This window comes from Pseudoalteromonas sp. RWi3, from assembly GCF_054960735.1.
In genome coordinates this window covers 1-15,197 of the sequence record NZ_JBHNYL010000019.1, presented here as the reverse complement: position 1 = coordinate 15,197, position 15,197 = coordinate 1, and the positions used below count along the sequence as shown (strand labels likewise).

At 41.3% G+C, this 15,197-nt stretch carries 13 protein-coding genes and 10 tRNA genes; 21 read left to right on the top strand and 2 right to left on the bottom strand.

Annotation, left to right across the window (positions count from 1 at the left end; translation table 11 throughout):
* Nucleotide 1: 1 nt before the first annotated feature.
* Nucleotides 2-1,258, bottom strand: coding sequence for a glutamyl-tRNA reductase (gene hemA / locus ACFI4Z_RS17210; protein ID WP_462671617.1), 1,257 nt, complete (start codon nucleotides 1,256-1,258; stop codon nucleotides 2-4).
* An 82-nt stretch (nucleotides 1,259-1,340) separates the two neighbouring features.
* Between hemA and lolB the strand changes: the two genes are divergently transcribed.
* The 16 genes from lolB to ACFI4Z_RS17130 all read left to right on the top strand — a co-directional run bounded on the left by lolB (nucleotide 1,341) and on the right by ACFI4Z_RS17130 (nucleotide 7,922).
* A complete protein-coding gene (gene lolB, locus ACFI4Z_RS17205) occupies nucleotides 1,341-1,928 on the top strand; it encodes a lipoprotein insertase outer membrane protein LolB (RefSeq protein WP_462671616.1) in 588 nt (195 codons plus the stop codon).
* A gap of 1 nt (nucleotide 1,929) precedes the next feature.
* Nucleotides 1,930-2,811: a 4-(cytidine 5'-diphospho)-2-C-methyl-D-erythritol kinase gene (gene ispE, locus ACFI4Z_RS17200; protein WP_462671615.1), complete on the top strand. Its 882-nt coding sequence runs from the start codon at nucleotides 1,930-1,932 to the stop codon at nucleotides 2,809-2,811.
* A gap of 76 nt (nucleotides 2,812-2,887) precedes the next feature.
* Complete coding sequence (locus ACFI4Z_RS17195) at nucleotides 2,888-3,835, top strand: ribose-phosphate pyrophosphokinase (RefSeq protein WP_058560580.1); 948 nt, start codon at nucleotides 2,888-2,890, stop codon at nucleotides 3,833-3,835.
* A gap of 150 nt (nucleotides 3,836-3,985) precedes the next feature.
* On the top strand, nucleotides 3,986-4,600 hold the full coding sequence (locus ACFI4Z_RS17190) for a 50S ribosomal protein L25/general stress protein Ctc (protein ID WP_462671614.1): 615 nt from the start codon (nucleotides 3,986-3,988) through the stop codon (nucleotides 4,598-4,600).
* 18 nt (nucleotides 4,601-4,618) lie between these two features.
* Nucleotides 4,619-5,203: an aminoacyl-tRNA hydrolase gene (gene pth / locus ACFI4Z_RS17185; protein ID WP_462671613.1), complete on the top strand. Its 585-nt coding sequence runs from the start codon at nucleotides 4,619-4,621 to the stop codon at nucleotides 5,201-5,203.
* Nucleotides 5,204-5,252: 49 nt separating this feature from the next.
* Nucleotides 5,253-6,344: a redox-regulated ATPase YchF gene (gene ychF, locus ACFI4Z_RS17180; RefSeq protein WP_099296057.1), complete on the top strand. Its 1,092-nt coding sequence runs from the start codon at nucleotides 5,253-5,255 to the stop codon at nucleotides 6,342-6,344.
* A gap of 277 nt (nucleotides 6,345-6,621) precedes the next feature.
* Nucleotides 6,622-6,698 (top strand) — tRNA-Met (locus tag ACFI4Z_RS17175).
* Nucleotides 6,699-6,765: 67 nt separating this feature from the next.
* Nucleotides 6,766-6,850 (top strand) — tRNA-Leu (locus ACFI4Z_RS17170).
* 39 nt (nucleotides 6,851-6,889) lie between these two features.
* A tRNA-Gln gene (locus tag ACFI4Z_RS17165) sits at nucleotides 6,890-6,964 on the top strand.
* A 5-nt stretch (nucleotides 6,965-6,969) separates the two neighbouring features.
* Nucleotides 6,970-7,046 (top strand) — tRNA-Met (locus ACFI4Z_RS17160).
* An 89-nt stretch (nucleotides 7,047-7,135) separates the two neighbouring features.
* Nucleotides 7,136-7,220 (top strand) — tRNA-Leu (locus ACFI4Z_RS17155).
* 40 nt (nucleotides 7,221-7,260) lie between these two features.
* A tRNA-Gln gene (locus ACFI4Z_RS17150) sits at nucleotides 7,261-7,335 on the top strand.
* Nucleotides 7,336-7,482: 147 nt separating this feature from the next.
* Nucleotides 7,483-7,567 (top strand) — tRNA-Leu (locus ACFI4Z_RS17145).
* 40 nt (nucleotides 7,568-7,607) lie between these two features.
* Nucleotides 7,608-7,682 (top strand) — tRNA-Gln (locus ACFI4Z_RS17140).
* Nucleotides 7,683-7,723: 41 nt separating this feature from the next.
* Nucleotides 7,724-7,808 (top strand) — tRNA-Leu (locus ACFI4Z_RS17135).
* A 39-nt stretch (nucleotides 7,809-7,847) separates the two neighbouring features.
* Nucleotides 7,848-7,922, top strand: a tRNA-Gln gene (locus ACFI4Z_RS17130).
* 161 nt (nucleotides 7,923-8,083) lie between these two features.
* Here ACFI4Z_RS17130 and ACFI4Z_RS17125 read toward each other — a convergent pair.
* On the bottom strand, nucleotides 8,084-9,253 hold the full coding sequence (locus ACFI4Z_RS17125) for an FAD-dependent oxidoreductase (RefSeq protein ID WP_462671612.1): 1,170 nt from the start codon (nucleotides 9,251-9,253) through the stop codon (nucleotides 8,084-8,086).
* 270 nt (nucleotides 9,254-9,523) lie between these two features.
* Here ACFI4Z_RS17125 and miaB point away from each other — a divergent pair, with 270 nt between their 5' ends.
* Genes miaB through lnt form a run of 5 tightly spaced genes read left to right on the top strand, consistent with a single transcriptional unit; the run spans nucleotide 9,524 to nucleotide 14,986 of the window.
* On the top strand, nucleotides 9,524-10,969 hold the full coding sequence (gene miaB, locus ACFI4Z_RS17120) for a tRNA (N6-isopentenyl adenosine(37)-C2)-methylthiotransferase MiaB (RefSeq protein WP_099296060.1): 1,446 nt from the start codon (nucleotides 9,524-9,526) through the stop codon (nucleotides 10,967-10,969).
* Nucleotides 10,970-11,020: 51 nt separating this feature from the next.
* Nucleotides 11,021-12,082, top strand: a complete 1,062-nt coding sequence (locus tag ACFI4Z_RS17115) for a PhoH family protein (RefSeq protein ID WP_462671646.1) — start codon at nucleotides 11,021-11,023, stop codon at nucleotides 12,080-12,082.
* Nucleotides 12,083-12,086: 4 nt separating this feature from the next.
* Nucleotides 12,087-12,545 (top strand): rRNA maturation RNase YbeY, encoded by a 459-nt coding sequence (gene ybeY, locus ACFI4Z_RS17110; RefSeq protein ID WP_394192250.1) that lies wholly within the window; start codon nucleotides 12,087-12,089, stop codon nucleotides 12,543-12,545.
* A gap of 22 nt (nucleotides 12,546-12,567) precedes the next feature.
* Nucleotides 12,568-13,452, top strand: coding sequence for a CNNM family magnesium/cobalt transport protein CorC (corC, locus tag ACFI4Z_RS17105; RefSeq protein WP_394192220.1), 885 nt, complete (start codon nucleotides 12,568-12,570; stop codon nucleotides 13,450-13,452).
* Nucleotides 13,421-14,986 carry an apolipoprotein N-acyltransferase gene (gene lnt, locus ACFI4Z_RS17100; RefSeq protein WP_462671611.1) on the top strand — a complete coding sequence of 522 codons (1,566 nt, stop codon included), beginning with the start codon at nucleotides 13,421-13,423 and terminating at the stop codon, nucleotides 14,984-14,986. The genes corC and lnt overlap by 32 nt, the downstream gene beginning before the upstream one ends.
* Nucleotides 14,987-15,197 lie beyond the last annotated feature (211 nt).

Sequence of the window (15,197 nt, the reverse complement as noted above, 5' to 3'; positions counted from 1 at the left end):
GTTATTCCTGATCAATACCTAACATTTTCTTTAATTGGCTTAACTGGTCAACTTCACCTTTTTTCGCCGCATCTTGGATTGCACGGGTAGGCGCGTGCATTAAGCGGTTGGTCAATTTGTTGGCCAGCTCTAAAATTACTTTTTCTGCGTCTTTTCCGGTTGTTAATTGGCTAATAGCCTTATCAACCAGCTCAGACTTTATATCATGTACATCTTGACGATAACTGCGAATGAGATCGACAGAATCAAGCGAACGCATCCACATGGCAAATTCAGCACTGCGATGTGTAATAATATCTTGCGCTTCTTCTGCTGCCTGCTCGCGTGATGCGATATTCTCGCTCACAATGGCTTGTAAGTCATCAACGGAATATAAATAGGCAGCATCAAGCTCCCCTACTTGGCTTTCAATATCCCGTGGAACCGCAATATCTATAAATAGCATTGGTTTATTGCGACGTTGTTTAAGCGCTTGTTCCACCACACCTTTACCAATAATAGGCAACGTACTGGCGGTAGAGCTAATCACAATATCAGCATGATGCAAACGTTCCGGTAACTGTGCTAAAGCGATTACATCCGCAGATACGTCTTCTGCCAAAGCGCGCGCACGCTCAATAGTTCGATTAGCAACCGTAATTTGTTGTGGTTCATTTTGGTATAAATGTTTGGCAACCAGCTCAATAGTTTCACCTGCACCGATAAGTAATACTTTGGTTTTATCAAGTTTACCGTATATGTGTTTTGCTAAGTTAACTGCGGCATATGCAACAGATACAGCGCTTGCCCCAATATCAGTTTCAGTACGCACTTGTTTTGCCACTGAAAACGTTTTTTGAAATAAACGGTCAAATACCACATCAACAGAGTTATGGTTTTTTGCACTATTATAAGCCTGCTTTATTTGACCAAGTATTTGTGGCTCACCTAAAACAAGCGAATCCAAACCACAAGAGACTCGCATCAAATGGTTTATAGCTGCGTTATCTTGGTGGCAATAAATGTTATTGCTCAGTTCTTGTTCATCTAAACCATGGAAACTGGCTAACCATTGCAACAGTATTTGGGAATTTTGCTGGGCAAGGCTACAATAGATTTCAGTACGGTTACAGGTTGAAACAATAACAGCCTCATTGAATTGATCATGATCACTCAATTGCTGTAAGGCTTCTGAAAGTTGTTCTGGTGAAAAAGCGACCTTTTCACGCAGTTCTACAGACGCGGTTTTATGATTTATACCCAGTGCTACTATGGTCATATGTGCCAAATATTGCTAAGCGATGCTCGAAAGGCATAATTTTATCAAAAATCAACGGAATATGGAAAGTAAGGAACGACATTTGATTCGACTATATTTGATTTTACTCACATTTTTTTTATTTTTAAGTGGTTGTGCGCATCGAATTGACCCTCAAACCCGTCTTTATGATGACTGGAAGACAAAGTTATCTGCACAAAAGACATGGCAAGTTGAAGGTAAACTGGCGTTTATTAGTCCTGATGAGCGCCAGTCTGCAAACTTAAATTGGCAACAGCAAGATGATTTGAATCAATTAGTACTTACAACATTTATGGGGATTCGAATACTCGAGTTAGAACATGACGCACACAGTGCAAAACTCGAATTTGACGATGAAATATACCAAGATGCAAGTGCTTCTCGTTTACTGCAACGGTTAACTGGTTTTACTATCCCGATTGAAGATGCCGATAGTTGGTTAAAAGGGACTGTCACTAACGATTCGTTGCGCGTTGATGAATTAGCTCGCGCCAAAACCGTTACGTGGCAATCAAACAACGGTCAAAAATGGGATATTACCTATGGCGACTATCAACAATATGCTGGGTTTTGGCTACCAAAAAAACTGACACTAAAGCACAAAAAAATTAGACTTAAAATTCAACTTTACCGATGGTATTTTAATTAATATGACGTTAGATTCTGCCCCTCAATTTTCACTTATTGCACCTGCAAAACTCAACCTATTTTTACACATAAATGGCCGTCGTGATGATGGATACCATGAGCTTGAAACCCTGTTTACTTTCTTGGATTATGGTGACAATTTGGTGTTTACTCGGTTAAATACCTCCTGCATTGAGTTAACAGGTGATACAAATAACATCCCTTTAACAGAAAATTTGATCTACAAAGCTGCTGTATTACTGCAAAAGCATACAAAAACGACCTTGGGAGCAAAAATAAATTTAACTAAAATTTTGCCTATGGGTGGAGGTGTAGGTGGTGGTTCATCTGATGCCGCAACAACACTTTTAGGGCTCAATAAATTATGGTGTTGCGACCTTTCTTTAAAAGAGCTCGCCCTTCTCGGCATTGAATTAGGTGCTGATGTACCCGTGTTCATAAACGGTAAAAGCGCACTAGCGCAAGGGATTGGTGAGAAGCTAAGCGATGTTGAGCTTGAACAAAAATGGTATTGCGTTGTTCACCCAAGTGAACATGTAAGTACCGCTAAAATTTTTACCCATCCCGATTTAACTCGAGATACACCCAAGCTTAATGGTCCATGGCAACAACAAGTTTTGCGCAACGATTGTGAGCCATTAGTTAAAAAGCTCTGTCCTGAGGTTGAAAAAACCCTCCAGTGGTTGCTAAAATACGCCCCGTCTAAGATGACTGGCACAGGCTCATGTTGTTTTGCTGAATTTGCATCGCAATCAGAGGCACTTCATGTTCTTGAAAATCTTCCAAGTGATTGGAATGGTTTTATTGCCAGTAGCGTTAATATCTCTCCTGCCCATACGCAGTTGAACGCAATTCATTTAAGCAATGAAGTAACGTACAAGTAAAATACAATTTAAGTTAACAAATGGCGCTTTTGCCTCGTTTGTTAGTCCCAAATTTCAGTGCCTGAGGAACCCTACCGTGCCTGACATGAAGCTCTTCGCTGGTAACGCAACACCTGAGTTAGCTCAAAAAGTTGCAAAACGTTTATATATTGAAGTTGGCGATGCTGTTGTTGGCCGTTTTAGCGACGGTGAGATCAGTGTTCAAATTAATGAAAATGTTCGTGGCTCGGACGTTTTTATTGTGCAATCAACCTGTGCCCCTACTAACGATAACTTAATGGAGTTAATCGTTATGGTTGATGCATTACGTCGTGCGTCTGCAGGTCGTATTACAGCCGTCATTCCTTATTTTGGTTATTCTCGTCAAGACCGTCGTGTACGTTCTGCTCGTGTACCAATTACCGCAAAAGTTGTTGCTGACTTCTTATCTAGTGTCGGCGTTGACCGTGTTCTAACGGTTGACTTACACGCAGAGCAAATTCAAGGTTTCTTTGATGTGCCAGTGGATAACGTATTTGGTAGCCCCGTTTTATTAGAAGATATGAAAGAACGTCAGTTTGATGATGTTGTTGTTGTATCACCTGATATTGGTGGTGTAGTTCGTGCCCGAGCTATTGCAAAACTTCTCAACGACACTGACCTTGCTATTATCGATAAACGCCGCCCACAAGCAAACGTTTCTCAAGTAATGCATATCATCGGTGATGTTGAAGGCCGTGACTGCATTATTGTAGATGACATGATCGACACAGGCGGAACTTTATGTAAAGCTGCTGAAGCATTAAAAGAGCATGGTGCTAAACGTGTTTTTGCTTACGCAACGCACCCAGTTTTATCGGGTGCAGCAGCAGAGAACATTCGTAACTCTGTAATTGACGAAGTAATTGTTACTGACTCAATTCCATTATCTGATGAATTAAAATCGATTGAAAAAATCAAAGTACTTACACTAGCAGATATGCTTGCTGAAACGATTCGTCGTATTAGTAACGAAGAGTCTATCTCTGCAATGTTTGAACATTAATATCGATACTTTATCGTGATTGAAGCGCCTATTTGGCGCTTTTTTTTTACCCTGTGTTTCTTTTGTCAATAGGTGGTGGTATGATAGCGCGCCTTTTGGCTAGGGACCTTGGTCGCAAAGGCCCTACACTTTTAAATTATTGGAGACATTATGTCTGATACAACTTACACTTATGACGCTGAACTTCGCGTAGAAACTGGTACTGGTGCGAGCCGCCGCCTACGTCGCGAAGACAAAGTACCTGCAATCCTTTACGGTGCAGAAAAAGAAGCAGTAGCGCTTACTCTTGCTCATAAAGATATGATCAAAGCACAAGAAAGCGAAGGTTTTTACACTCACATTCTTACGCTTAACATTGGCGGCGAGTCTGTTGAAGCTATCTTAAAAGATATCCAACGTCACCCATTCAAGCCTAAGCTTACTCACCTTGATTTCCAACGTGTTGACGCTACTCATAAACTTCATACTAAAGTTCCTCTTCACTTCATCGGCGAAGATAAAGTAACTAAACTTGGTGCTACTGTTGTTCACCAGTTAACTGAAGTTGAAATCACATGTCTTCCAAAAGCACTTCCAGAATTCGTTGAAGTTAACGTTTCTGATCTAGTAGCTGGTGATTCAATCCACCTTTCTGAGCTTAAACTTCCTGCTGGCGTTCAATCAGTTGAACTTGCTAAAGGTGAAGGCCATGATCAGTCAGTAGTTACTGTTAAAGCTAACAAAGCAGCTCCAACTGAAGACGAAGCTTCAGACGCTGCAGAATAATATTTAAGGTCTTGCACCTTGAATTCTATTCAAATGCTTGTGGGCCTGGCTAATCCAGGCCCCGAATACGCAAACACACGCCACAATGCAGGTGCTTGGTTCATCGAGCAACTCGCAGCACGCTACAACTGTACGCTTAAACACGATCCTAAATATCACGGCCTAACCGGCAAAGTGATCATTCAAGGCCAAGAATTCAAATTATTGATCCCCACCACCTACATGAATTTAAGTGGTAAGGCGGTCAGTAGTTTAGCCAATTTTTTCAAAATCCCTATTGAAAACATCTTAGTTGCACATGATGAAATGGATTTAGACCCAGGCGTTGCTAAATTAAAAAAAGGCGGCGGACATGGCGGTCATAATGGTTTAAAAGACATTATTGCAAAAATGGCAAATCAAAAAGATTTTATGCGTTTACGCGTTGGTATCGGTCATCCAGGACATCGTGAAATGGTCACCGGTTGGGTGCTTGGAAAAGCAGCCAAAGAAGACCAAGTGAAAATGGATGCAGCTGTAGATGAAGCAGTTCGTTGTATGGAAATACTTGCAAAAGACGGTGTGTTAAAAGCACAAAACAGACTTCATTCGTTTAAACCCTAGTAACATAGTTATTAAATCGGTTAAACGGATCTAAACAAGGTATCTTACTATGGGTTTTAAATGTGGTATCGTTGGTTTACCAAATGTTGGTAAATCTACACTATTTAATGCATTAACCAAAGCGGGCATTGAAGCCGCTAACTTCCCTTTTTGTACCATCGAACCAAACACAGGTGTGGTTCCGGTTCCTGACGCTCGCTTAGACGAACTTGCTAAAATAGTTAATCCTCAGCGTATTCTTCCAACTAGTATGGAATTTGTAGATATTGCAGGGTTAGTGAAAGGCGCATCAAAAGGTGAAGGCCTAGGTAACCAATTCCTAGCAAATATTCGTGAAACGGATGCAATTGGCCATGTTGTACGTTGCTTTGAAGACGAAAACGTCATCCACGTTGCAGGTACTATTGATCCAGCTGACGATATCGACGTAATTAATACTGAACTTGTGCTTGCTGATATGGACAGTGCTGAAAAAGCCTTATTCCGTAATGCTAAAAAAGCCAAAGGCGGTGATAAAGACGCGAAAGAACAGAACGCAGTACTTGAAAAAGTAAAAGTACACCTTGATGAAGGCTTAACTTTACGTTCTTTAGAACTAACTAAAGAAGAAAAAGCAGCCATTGCTTCTATCAACTTTTTAACTATCAAGCCAACTATGTATATTGCTAACGTAGCTGAAGACGGCTTTGAGAATAACCCATTCCTAGACCGTGTACGTGAAATTGCAGCCGCAGAAGATGCTGTTGTTGTTCCTGTGTGTGCAGCAATTGAGTCTGAACTGTCAGAGCTTGATGATGAAGATAAACTTGAGTTTATGGCCGATCTTGGTTTAGAAGAGCCAGGTCTAAACCTCGTTATCCGCGGTGGCTATGAATTACTTCATCTACAAACTTATTTTACAGCGGGTGTAAAAGAAGTGCGTGCATGGACTATCCCTGTAGGTGCAACTGCACCACAAGCTGCTGGTAAGATTCATACTGACTTTGAACGTGGCTTTATCCGCGCACAAACTATTGCTTATGATGACTATATTGCCTTTAAAGGTGAAAGTGGTGCAAAAGAAGCAGGTAAAATGCGCCAAGAAGGCAAAGAATATATCGTTAAAGATGGCGATGTAATGAACTTCTTGTTCAACGTATAGTTATTATTTCGCCATATAAAGTGTGGCAATGATTTTAAAGGCTCGTATTTACGAGCCTTTTTTGTTTTTGTGCTATTATCGAATAATAGTAACGCGAAGATTTTTGCTTTCAGACTTGTTAAAAAAACACCATTTTTAATAAAAAATAGCCGCTTAGCTTAATTTTCCTGCAAACAAACCCTGATAAGTGTTTTTTTGCAAAAAAGGTGTTGACGGATTTGGGTCATATCAGCATAATACGCCCCGCACTCAGCGATGAAGTGCTAACAAAAAAGATGGCTAAGTAGCTCAGCTGGTTAGAGCACATCACTCATAATGATGGGGTCACAGGTTCAAATCCCGTCTTAGCCACCATTCTTTTTTGTACTCAATGAAGAGTTTAAAATAACTACCTCAATTTTGATTTATCAAAATTTGAAATGCGGGAGTGGCGGAATTGGTAGACGCGCTGGATTTAGGTTCCAGTATCTTAGGATGTGAGAGTTCAAGTCTCTCCTTCCGCACCATATTCTTGATAAGAATTAAAATTATCAATTGTTTTCTGTTGGGATATCGCCAAGCGGTAAGGCACCAGGTTTTGATCCTGGCATTCCCAGGTTCAAATCCTGGTATCCCAGCCAACAATGGCTAAGTAGCTCAGCTGGTTAGAGCACATCACTCATAATGATGGGGTCACAGGTTCAAATCCCGTCTTAGCCACCATTTCTTCCTTTAGAAGTGGCTCTGCAAGAGTTAAATTGCACTCAATGAAGAGTTTAAAATAACTACCACGTGTTTTATTACACAAATATGCGGGAGTGGCGGAATTGGTAGACGCGCTGGATTTAGGTTCCAGTATCTTAGGATGTGAGAGTTCAAGTCTCTCCTTCCGCACCATGTTCTTGATAAGAACTAAAACTATCAAACAATTCTTAGTTGGGATATCGCCAAGCGGTAAGGCACCAGGTTTTGATCCTGGCATTCCCAGGTTCAAATCCTGGTATCCCAGCCAACTTCTTTTACCAAAGAATGTTGCATTAAGAAAACTCTGTTAAGAGTAAAAATATAAAATTGTATGCGGGAGTGGCGGAATTGGCAGTTGTCTTGAATTAGACGCTGGATTTAGGTTCCAAAACAGTATGACCTGTATATGCTCGATGCGGGAGTGGCGGAATTGGTAGACGCGCTGGATTTAGGTTCCAGTAACTTCGGTTGTGAGAGTTCAAGTCTCTCCTTCCGCACCATGTTCTTGATAAGAACTAAAACTATCAAATAATTCTTAGTTGGGATATCGCCAAGCGGTAAGGCACCAGGTTTTGATCCTGGCATTCCCAGGTTCAAATCCTGGTATCCCAGCCAACTTCTTCTACCAAAGAAATGTTGTTTAAGAATATAGAACTGCGGGAGTGGCGGAATTGGTAGACGCGCTGGATTTAGGTTCCAGTATCTTAGGATGTGAGAGTTCAAGTCTCTCCTTCCGCACCATGTTCTTAATTAGAACTAAAACTCATCCAAATTTAGAGTTGGGATATCGCCAAGCGGTAAGGCACCAGGTTTTGATCCTGGCATTCCCAGGTTCAAATCCTGGTATCCCAGCCAATTTCCTACTACTCCACTCTTTAATCTTTAATCTTTAATCTTTAATCTTTAATCTTTAATCTTTAATCTTTAATCTTTAATCTTTAATCTTTAATCTTTAATCTTTAATCTTTAATCAAAATTATTTGAGTGAGCTTTCACCCACTCCAGATGTAATTTAGTTACTTCAATTCACCACTAATCGCATATTTCAAAACCCAGTTTTTTACTGGACCGGTATTATTAGCCATCTTTAAAAAGCGATTACGCGCCCATTGTAGCGGTGTGAGTTGATTTGAAAAACCAAAATAACAGGCATCCATCATACTCATCATCAGTAAGTTTGCTTTACGACGGGTTTGCTCGTAGTGTTTAAGATGTGTCCCAGCACCAAGGTCGTCTGCAGTTGCTAAAATATCGCCAAGAGCCGCTACATCTTGAAAGCCTAGATTAACCCCCTGCCCAGCTAATGGGTTTATTGTATGTGCTGCATCTCCAACTAACACCAAGCGCCCTGCTGAATATTTATTAGCGTGTTGGCGAGCAAGTGGGAATACCGCTTGATTAACAATTTCAAAATCACCTGCTAGTGGCGCAAAATTTTCAATTATTTGTTGTTTTAACTGCTCTTTGGTTAATTTATTTAAATTTTGTAACTTCGCTGCGTCGTCGTACCAAATTAAATTAGCGTAAGGTGCCTGCATAGGTAAAAATGCAACAGGACCTGAAGGTTTAAACTGTTGCCATGTTTTAATTTGCTGCGGGGCATCAAGTTTTATTAAAATCCCCATACAGTGTTGTTGGTACTGCCAGCCAGTTACACCTATATTAGCTTTTGCGCGTAATTGCGATTGACCACCGTCCGCTGCAATGACTAAATCGGCACTTAAACGCTCTTCACCATAAATTAAGCTAATATCTTGCGCGGTTTGTTCGATAGCACAAATCGGTGACTTGATAGTGAGCACATCGATTTTATGTTGTTTAAATTGCTGCCATAAACTGGCTTGAATTAATTTATTTTCGATTAAGTGGCCTAAATGCGAGGTGTTAATATCATTACAGTCAAACAAGAGGTTATCACCAACACGTTCAAACGCTTCTAGTTGTTGATATGGCGCCAAGCGTGACTCTCGTAACAACGGCATTGCACCAAGTTCATCAAGAAGCTTTTCAGAAAATCGGTTAATAGCTGATACGCGAATGTCGATAGTCTCGCTTTGCAGTACTTGCTCAGCATTGATAGGTCGTTGCTCTATTACACGAACATCACAACCTTGCTTTGCTAACTTTACTGCCATTGCGGCGCCAACCATGCCGCCACCGACAACGATAACTTTGTTTTTGTGCATATTTTTGATCACAACTTAGGTCATTAACTATGGCGTTGATTGTAGCGTACTTAGTTAAAAAAATGCGAGTTGCTTTAATGCTCTGGGGCACTATTGCGCAGTTTGTTTGATTTCAAATCACAAAGATCAAATCTATACTTGGATCTGGGCGGGTATCCAGATAAAATACGCGTCCTTTAAGTTAGCGGGCATTTAAAGCTCACATTACTTAACTCCTGTTTCTAGCACATTTTAGTGCCACTACCGAATTGAAAACGAGGCTATATTTCAATGAGTAAAAAGCTGCATATTAAAACTTGGGGTTGTCAGATGAATGAGTACGACTCTCAGAAAATGGCGGATCTCCTCGATGCAACCAACGGCTATCAGTTAACTGAAGAAGCTGGTGAAGCAGATGTCATTCTACTCAATACGTGTTCAATTCGTGAGAAGGCACAAGAAAAAGTGTTTCATCAACTGGGTCGTTGGAAGTTACTAAAAGATGACAAACCTGACTTGATTATTGGTGTTGGTGGCTGTGTTGCCTCTCAAGAAGGTGACTCTATTCGTCAGCGTGCTCCTTTTGTTGATGTCATTTTTGGCCCACAAACTTTGCACCGTTTGCCTGAGATGATCAAGCAAGTGCAAGGCAATAAAGGTAGCTCTGTAGTTGACATTTCATTCCCTGAGATTGAAAAGTTCGATCGCTTACCTGAGCCAAAAGCTGAAGGCCCAAGTGCATTTGTATCAATTATGGAAGGCTGTTCTAAATACTGTACTTTCTGCGTAGTACCTTATACACGTGGTGAAGAAGTAAGCCGCCCACTAGATGATGTATTACTTGAAGTTGCTCAACTTGCAGAGCAAGGCGTACGTGAAGTAAACCTACTTGGTCAGAACGTTAACGCCTACCGTGGTGAGACTTACGATGGCGAAATTTGTTACTTCTCAGATTTAATCCGTTATGTAGCAGCGATTGATGGTATTGACCGTATTCGTTATACCACATCGCACCCAGTAGAATTTACACCGGATATTATTGACGCTTACGCAGATGTACCTGAGCTTGTTGATCACTTACACCTACCAGTACAAAGTGGTTCTGACCGAATTTTAAACTTAATGAAGCGCGGCCATACAGCACTTGAATACAAATCAACTATTCGTAAATTACGTAAAATTCGCCCGAACTTAAGCATGTCGTCTGATTTCATTATTGGTTTCCCAGGTGAAAGCAACGCTGACTTTGAAGCAACCATGAACCTTATCAATGATATTGGTTTTGATATGAGCTTTAGCTTTATCTACAGTGCGCGCCCTGGTACGCCTGCTGCAGACTTACCAGATGACGTTTCTGAGCAAGAGAAAAAAGAGCGTTTATACTTATTACAAAATCGTATTACGCAAATGGCACAGCAAATCAGCCGCCAAATGTTTGATACCGAGCAACGTATACTCGTTGAAGGTCCATCAAAGAAAAACCCAATGGAACTGCGTGGCCGTACTGAAAATAACCGCGTAGTAAACTTTGTAGGGCCACACAATGTGATCGGTCAATTTGTTGATGTACGTATAACAGAAGCACTACCTAATTCTTTACGTGGTGACCTGATTCGTACAGAATCAGAAATGAATTTACGCCGTGATATCGCCCCTGCTGACATTCTTAGTAAAGCAGCGCAGCCTGAACCTCAAGCAACACCTAATGAAATTGGTGTTACTACATTCGTTCCGTAGGCGACAATGACAGTGCCAGCAACGGCTGGCACACCACAACAGGAAGCCATTTTGAGTAATCAGTTAAAAAAATTAGAGATTTATTTAGAACCCTCCGACAATAAACGCCTTACATCTTTATGCGGACCGTTTGATGAAAATATCAAACAAATTGAACGCCGTTTGGGCGTTGAAATCACTCATCGCGATAACTACTTTAAAATAACAGGTAAAACCACCAGTGCTTTCGCTGCTATGGAAATCGTCAAAGATTTGTATGTTGAAACACAACCTGTGCGTGGTGTGGTTAAGGAGATTGAACCTAATACTGTTCACTTAGCTATTTCTGAATCAACCGCTCTTGAACAAGACGAACTTAACGAATACGGTAAAGAAGTGGTGATTAAAACTCGTCGTGGCGTAATTAAACCGCGCAACGATAACCAAGGTCATTACGTATCAAATATTTTTCGTCATGATATTACCTTTGGTATTGGACCTGCTGGTACAGGTAAAACGTACCTCGCAGTCGCAGCGGCTGTTGATGCCTTAGAGCGTCAAGAAATACGCCGCATATTGCTTACACGCCCTGCTGTTGAAGCTGGTGAAAGGTTAGGCTTTTTACCTGGTGATTTAAGCCAAAAAATTGACCCATACTTACGTCCATTATACGACGCATTATTTGAAATGCTGGGTTTTGAAAAGGTTGAAAAGCTGCTTGAGCAAAACGTTATTGAAGTAGCACCTCTTGCTTTTATGCGTGGACGCACGCTTAATGACGCCTTTATTATTTTAGATGAAAGCCAAAATACAACCGTAGAACAAATGAAAATGTTCTTAACACGTATCGGTTTTAATTCTAAAGCAGTTATAACTGGTGATATCACCCAAGTTGATTTACCGCGCGGCGCTCGCTCTGGTCTTCGACATGCCATCAATGTACTCAGTGATGTTGAAGAAGTTAGTTTTAACTTTTTCCAATCGCACGACGTTGTTCGCCACCCAGTTGTAGCCCGCATTGTTGAAGCTTACGAACGTAATGATGAAGCAGATAGACTTAAACGCGCAGAAAAACAACGAGCGAAAGATTTGCTAGCAAATTCTGAGCAAGCGGCCACTGATAATAATGAGTAAACCTTTGACAACAGAACTTGACTTACAAATTGCCTGCGAGTTTGACAACTTACCTAGCCTTGAACAATTTGCTGTTTGGGCTAATAAAGTATTGAGTCAGTATCGTGATGAATCTGAGCTCACCATCGTTATTGCTGATGAAGAACAAAGTCAGCAACTTAATAATGATTACCGTGGTAAGAATAAGCCAACAAACGTACTATCATTTGAGTTTGAGGCGCCACCGGGGATTGAACTCCCTCTTGTAGGTGATTTGATAATTTGTCCAGCGATTGTTTTAGCCGAAGCAAATGAACAAGAAAAGACCTTTCACGACCATTTTGCCCATATGGTGATTCACGGATGCTTGCATTTACTTGGATTTGACCATATAAAGGAAGAAGATGCGAATGAGATGGAAAGCATAGAAAAGCAGTTACTTGCTGATCTAGGCATAGCAGACCCATATCGGGACGATATTTAAACTAACGGAGCAGATAGACGCAATGAGCGACGATAACTCGCAGACTAGCCAGGGTTCTTCAAGCAAGAACTGGTTGGGTAAAATTACCCAAATGTTGCAAGGGGAACCCCAGAATAGAGAAGAGCTGGTTGAAGTAATTGCCGATGCGCAAGAACGGGATGTCATAGACCCTGAAACCAAAGAAATGATTGAAGGTGTGCTCGGTGTATCTGAGCTTAAAGTGCGCGACATCATGATCCCGCGCTCACAGATGATCACACTTGAGGTTGATGCAAAGCTAGAAGAGTTAATCCCAATGATGGTTGATTCGACGCATTCACGATTCCCAGTGGTATGTGAAGACAAAGACCATGTTGAAGGAATTTTGCTAGCGAAAGATTTACTGCCGTTAATACTAAATAAAGACGATCAACTTCCGTCCCTGCGCGATTACTTACGCCCAGCAGTTGTTGTGCCTGAAAGTAAACGTGTCGATACATTATTGAATGAGTTTCGCCAACAGCGCTATCACATGGCGATTGTTATTGATGAATATGGCGGTGTCTCAGGCTTAGTCACCATTGAAGATATCTTAGAGATCATCGTAGGTGAAATTGAAGATGAGCACGATGAAGAAGAAGAACTGCAAGATATTCGTCAACTAGCCAAGCATGTTTACGTAGTCCAAGCGCTTACGCCGGTTGATGATTTTAACGAAAAGTTTAAAACAGGCTACAGCACACAAGACGCTGATACTATTGGCGGCACTGTGTTACATGCGTTTGGTCATATGCCAGGGCGTGGAGAAACCATCGATATTGATGGCCTACAATTTAAAGTAACCAATGCAGACAGCCGCCGTTTGTTGCAAATACAAGTTACTGTACCTAAGGCTGATGACAGCGATAGTGAAGAAAATACTGACTAATTGCCTAAACTTAGCAAAAGATAAAAAAGCATGGCTCGCACTGGTTGCGGGCCTCCTTTTAACTTTTAGTTATTCCCCATTTGAAATTTGGCCTCTCACTTTTGCCAGTATTGCGCTGGCTATTTACACTACACATACTCATCAATATGGTAAGCAAGCCAGTAAAAAAGCGGCCATTTATGGCTTTATTTTTGGCTTAGGTTGGTTTGGAGCTGGTATCAGTTGGGTGCATGTGTCTATTGCGACCTTTGGTGGTATGCCGCTATTAGCCTCATTACTCTTAATGGCGATACTATGCGTTTATCTAGCTATTTACCCTGCTCTTGCATTTATGTTTGCTACACGCTTTGCAAGCGGTCCTAATAGCTATGGCCTATTATTGTTGACTGGCTTTGCTATCACTGAGTATTTACGTGGTGTTGTTTTGACGGGTTTCCCATGGCTCAGTTTTGGTTATACTCAAACAGATAGCCCACTTAATTACCTCACACCCATTATCGGTGAGTTTGGTTTAACCTTAATCTGTATTGCCATTGCATTCTCACTTTACCAATTACTATTTAAGCGTAGTTTAAAGAGCGCGATCGCAACGACGTCTTTAATAGCGCTCATTTCGCTGGTTAGCAATTTAAGTCAAAGCCCTCACTATAACGATAAAACCATCAGCACTTTACTAGTGCAAGGTAATATAAAGCAAAACCTACGGTTTGAACCCAGTGAGTTTTGGACCACTATGAGTAAGTACCAAGACATGACACGGCCCCACTGGGACGTTGACTTGGTCGTATGGCCCGAAGCTGCGGTGCCTGAAATAGAAGCCCTTGCTGACAACTTTTTAGCCGGCCTTGATAGCGCAGCCTCATTTAATAAAACCGCCCTTATTACGGGTATTGTCGACTATCAGCTTGATACTAAAACTATCTTCAACACACTGATAGTGCTGGGTAATAAAGAGCGTGACGACGAGCACGGCCACTATCAATACCTAGGCAAAAACCGCTTTCAAAAACATCAATTACTCCCTATTGGTGAGTTTGTGCCATTTGAAGATATTTTACGCCCTATCGCCCCCCTGTTTGATTTACCTATGTCATCATTCTCACGTGGTGATGAAGTGCAAAGCAATTTACGTGCGAACGGCTTAAATATTCTCCCTGCTATTTGCTTCGAAATTGCTTTTGCTAATTTAGTACGTGGTAACTACCGCAGCGACTCTGATATCTTGTTTACGGTAAGTAATGACGCCTGGTTTGGCGACTCACATGGACCCCACCAGCATATGCAAATGGCCCGCATGCGCGCCCTTGAATTACAACGCCCGCTTATTCGCGTAACAAACAACGGTATCAGTGGTGTCTACGACCCTATCAATCAAACACAAGTCAACATGCCACAGTTTGAAGCCGACATATTAAAAGCCGATGTTAAACTCATTCAAGGAAATAGTATCTATAGCCAATATGGTAACTGGCCAGTGTGGGCCGTTGTGGTGTTAATGGGGGTTGTCGGGATAGCGATAAGCCGTAAGCCGTAAGCCGTAAGCCGTAAGCCGTAAGCCGTAAGCCGTAAGCCGTAAGCCGTAAGCCGTAAGCCGTAAGCCAGATTATTCGTAGGTTGGGTTGAGTGCAACGAAACCCAACAATTAAATGCAAAAAATTATAGTATACAAGGAATGAAATAGACGAACTTATTTGGGGGAAATAAACTGAAAATAAATAAAAAACATATAATTGTACTGACCATAA

What these genes read in the sequence shown, in the direction of transcription:
- hemA (WP_462671617.1), bottom strand. Translation starts at nt 1,258, where the DNA reads ATGACCATAGTAGCACTGGGTATAAATCATAAAACCGCGTCTGTAGAA.
- lnt (WP_462671611.1), top strand. Translation starts at nt 13,421, where the DNA reads ATGACAGCGATAGTGAAGAAAATACTGACTAATTGCCTAAACTTAGCA.
- ychF (WP_099296057.1), top strand. Translation starts at nt 5,253, where the DNA reads ATGGGTTTTAAATGTGGTATCGTTGGTTTACCAAATGTTGGTAAATCT.
- ACFI4Z_RS17190 (WP_462671614.1), top strand. Translation starts at nt 3,986, where the DNA reads ATGTCTGATACAACTTACACTTATGACGCTGAACTTCGCGTAGAAACT.
- ispE (WP_462671615.1), top strand. Translation starts at nt 1,930, where the DNA reads ATGACGTTAGATTCTGCCCCTCAATTTTCACTTATTGCACCTGCAAAA.
- corC (WP_394192220.1), top strand. Translation starts at nt 12,568, where the DNA reads ATGAGCGACGATAACTCGCAGACTAGCCAGGGTTCTTCAAGCAAGAAC.
- miaB (WP_099296060.1), top strand. Translation starts at nt 9,524, where the DNA reads ATGAGTAAAAAGCTGCATATTAAAACTTGGGGTTGTCAGATGAATGAG.
- ACFI4Z_RS17125 (WP_462671612.1), bottom strand. Translation starts at nt 9,253, where the DNA reads ATGCACAAAAACAAAGTTATCGTTGTCGGTGGCGGCATGGTTGGCGCC.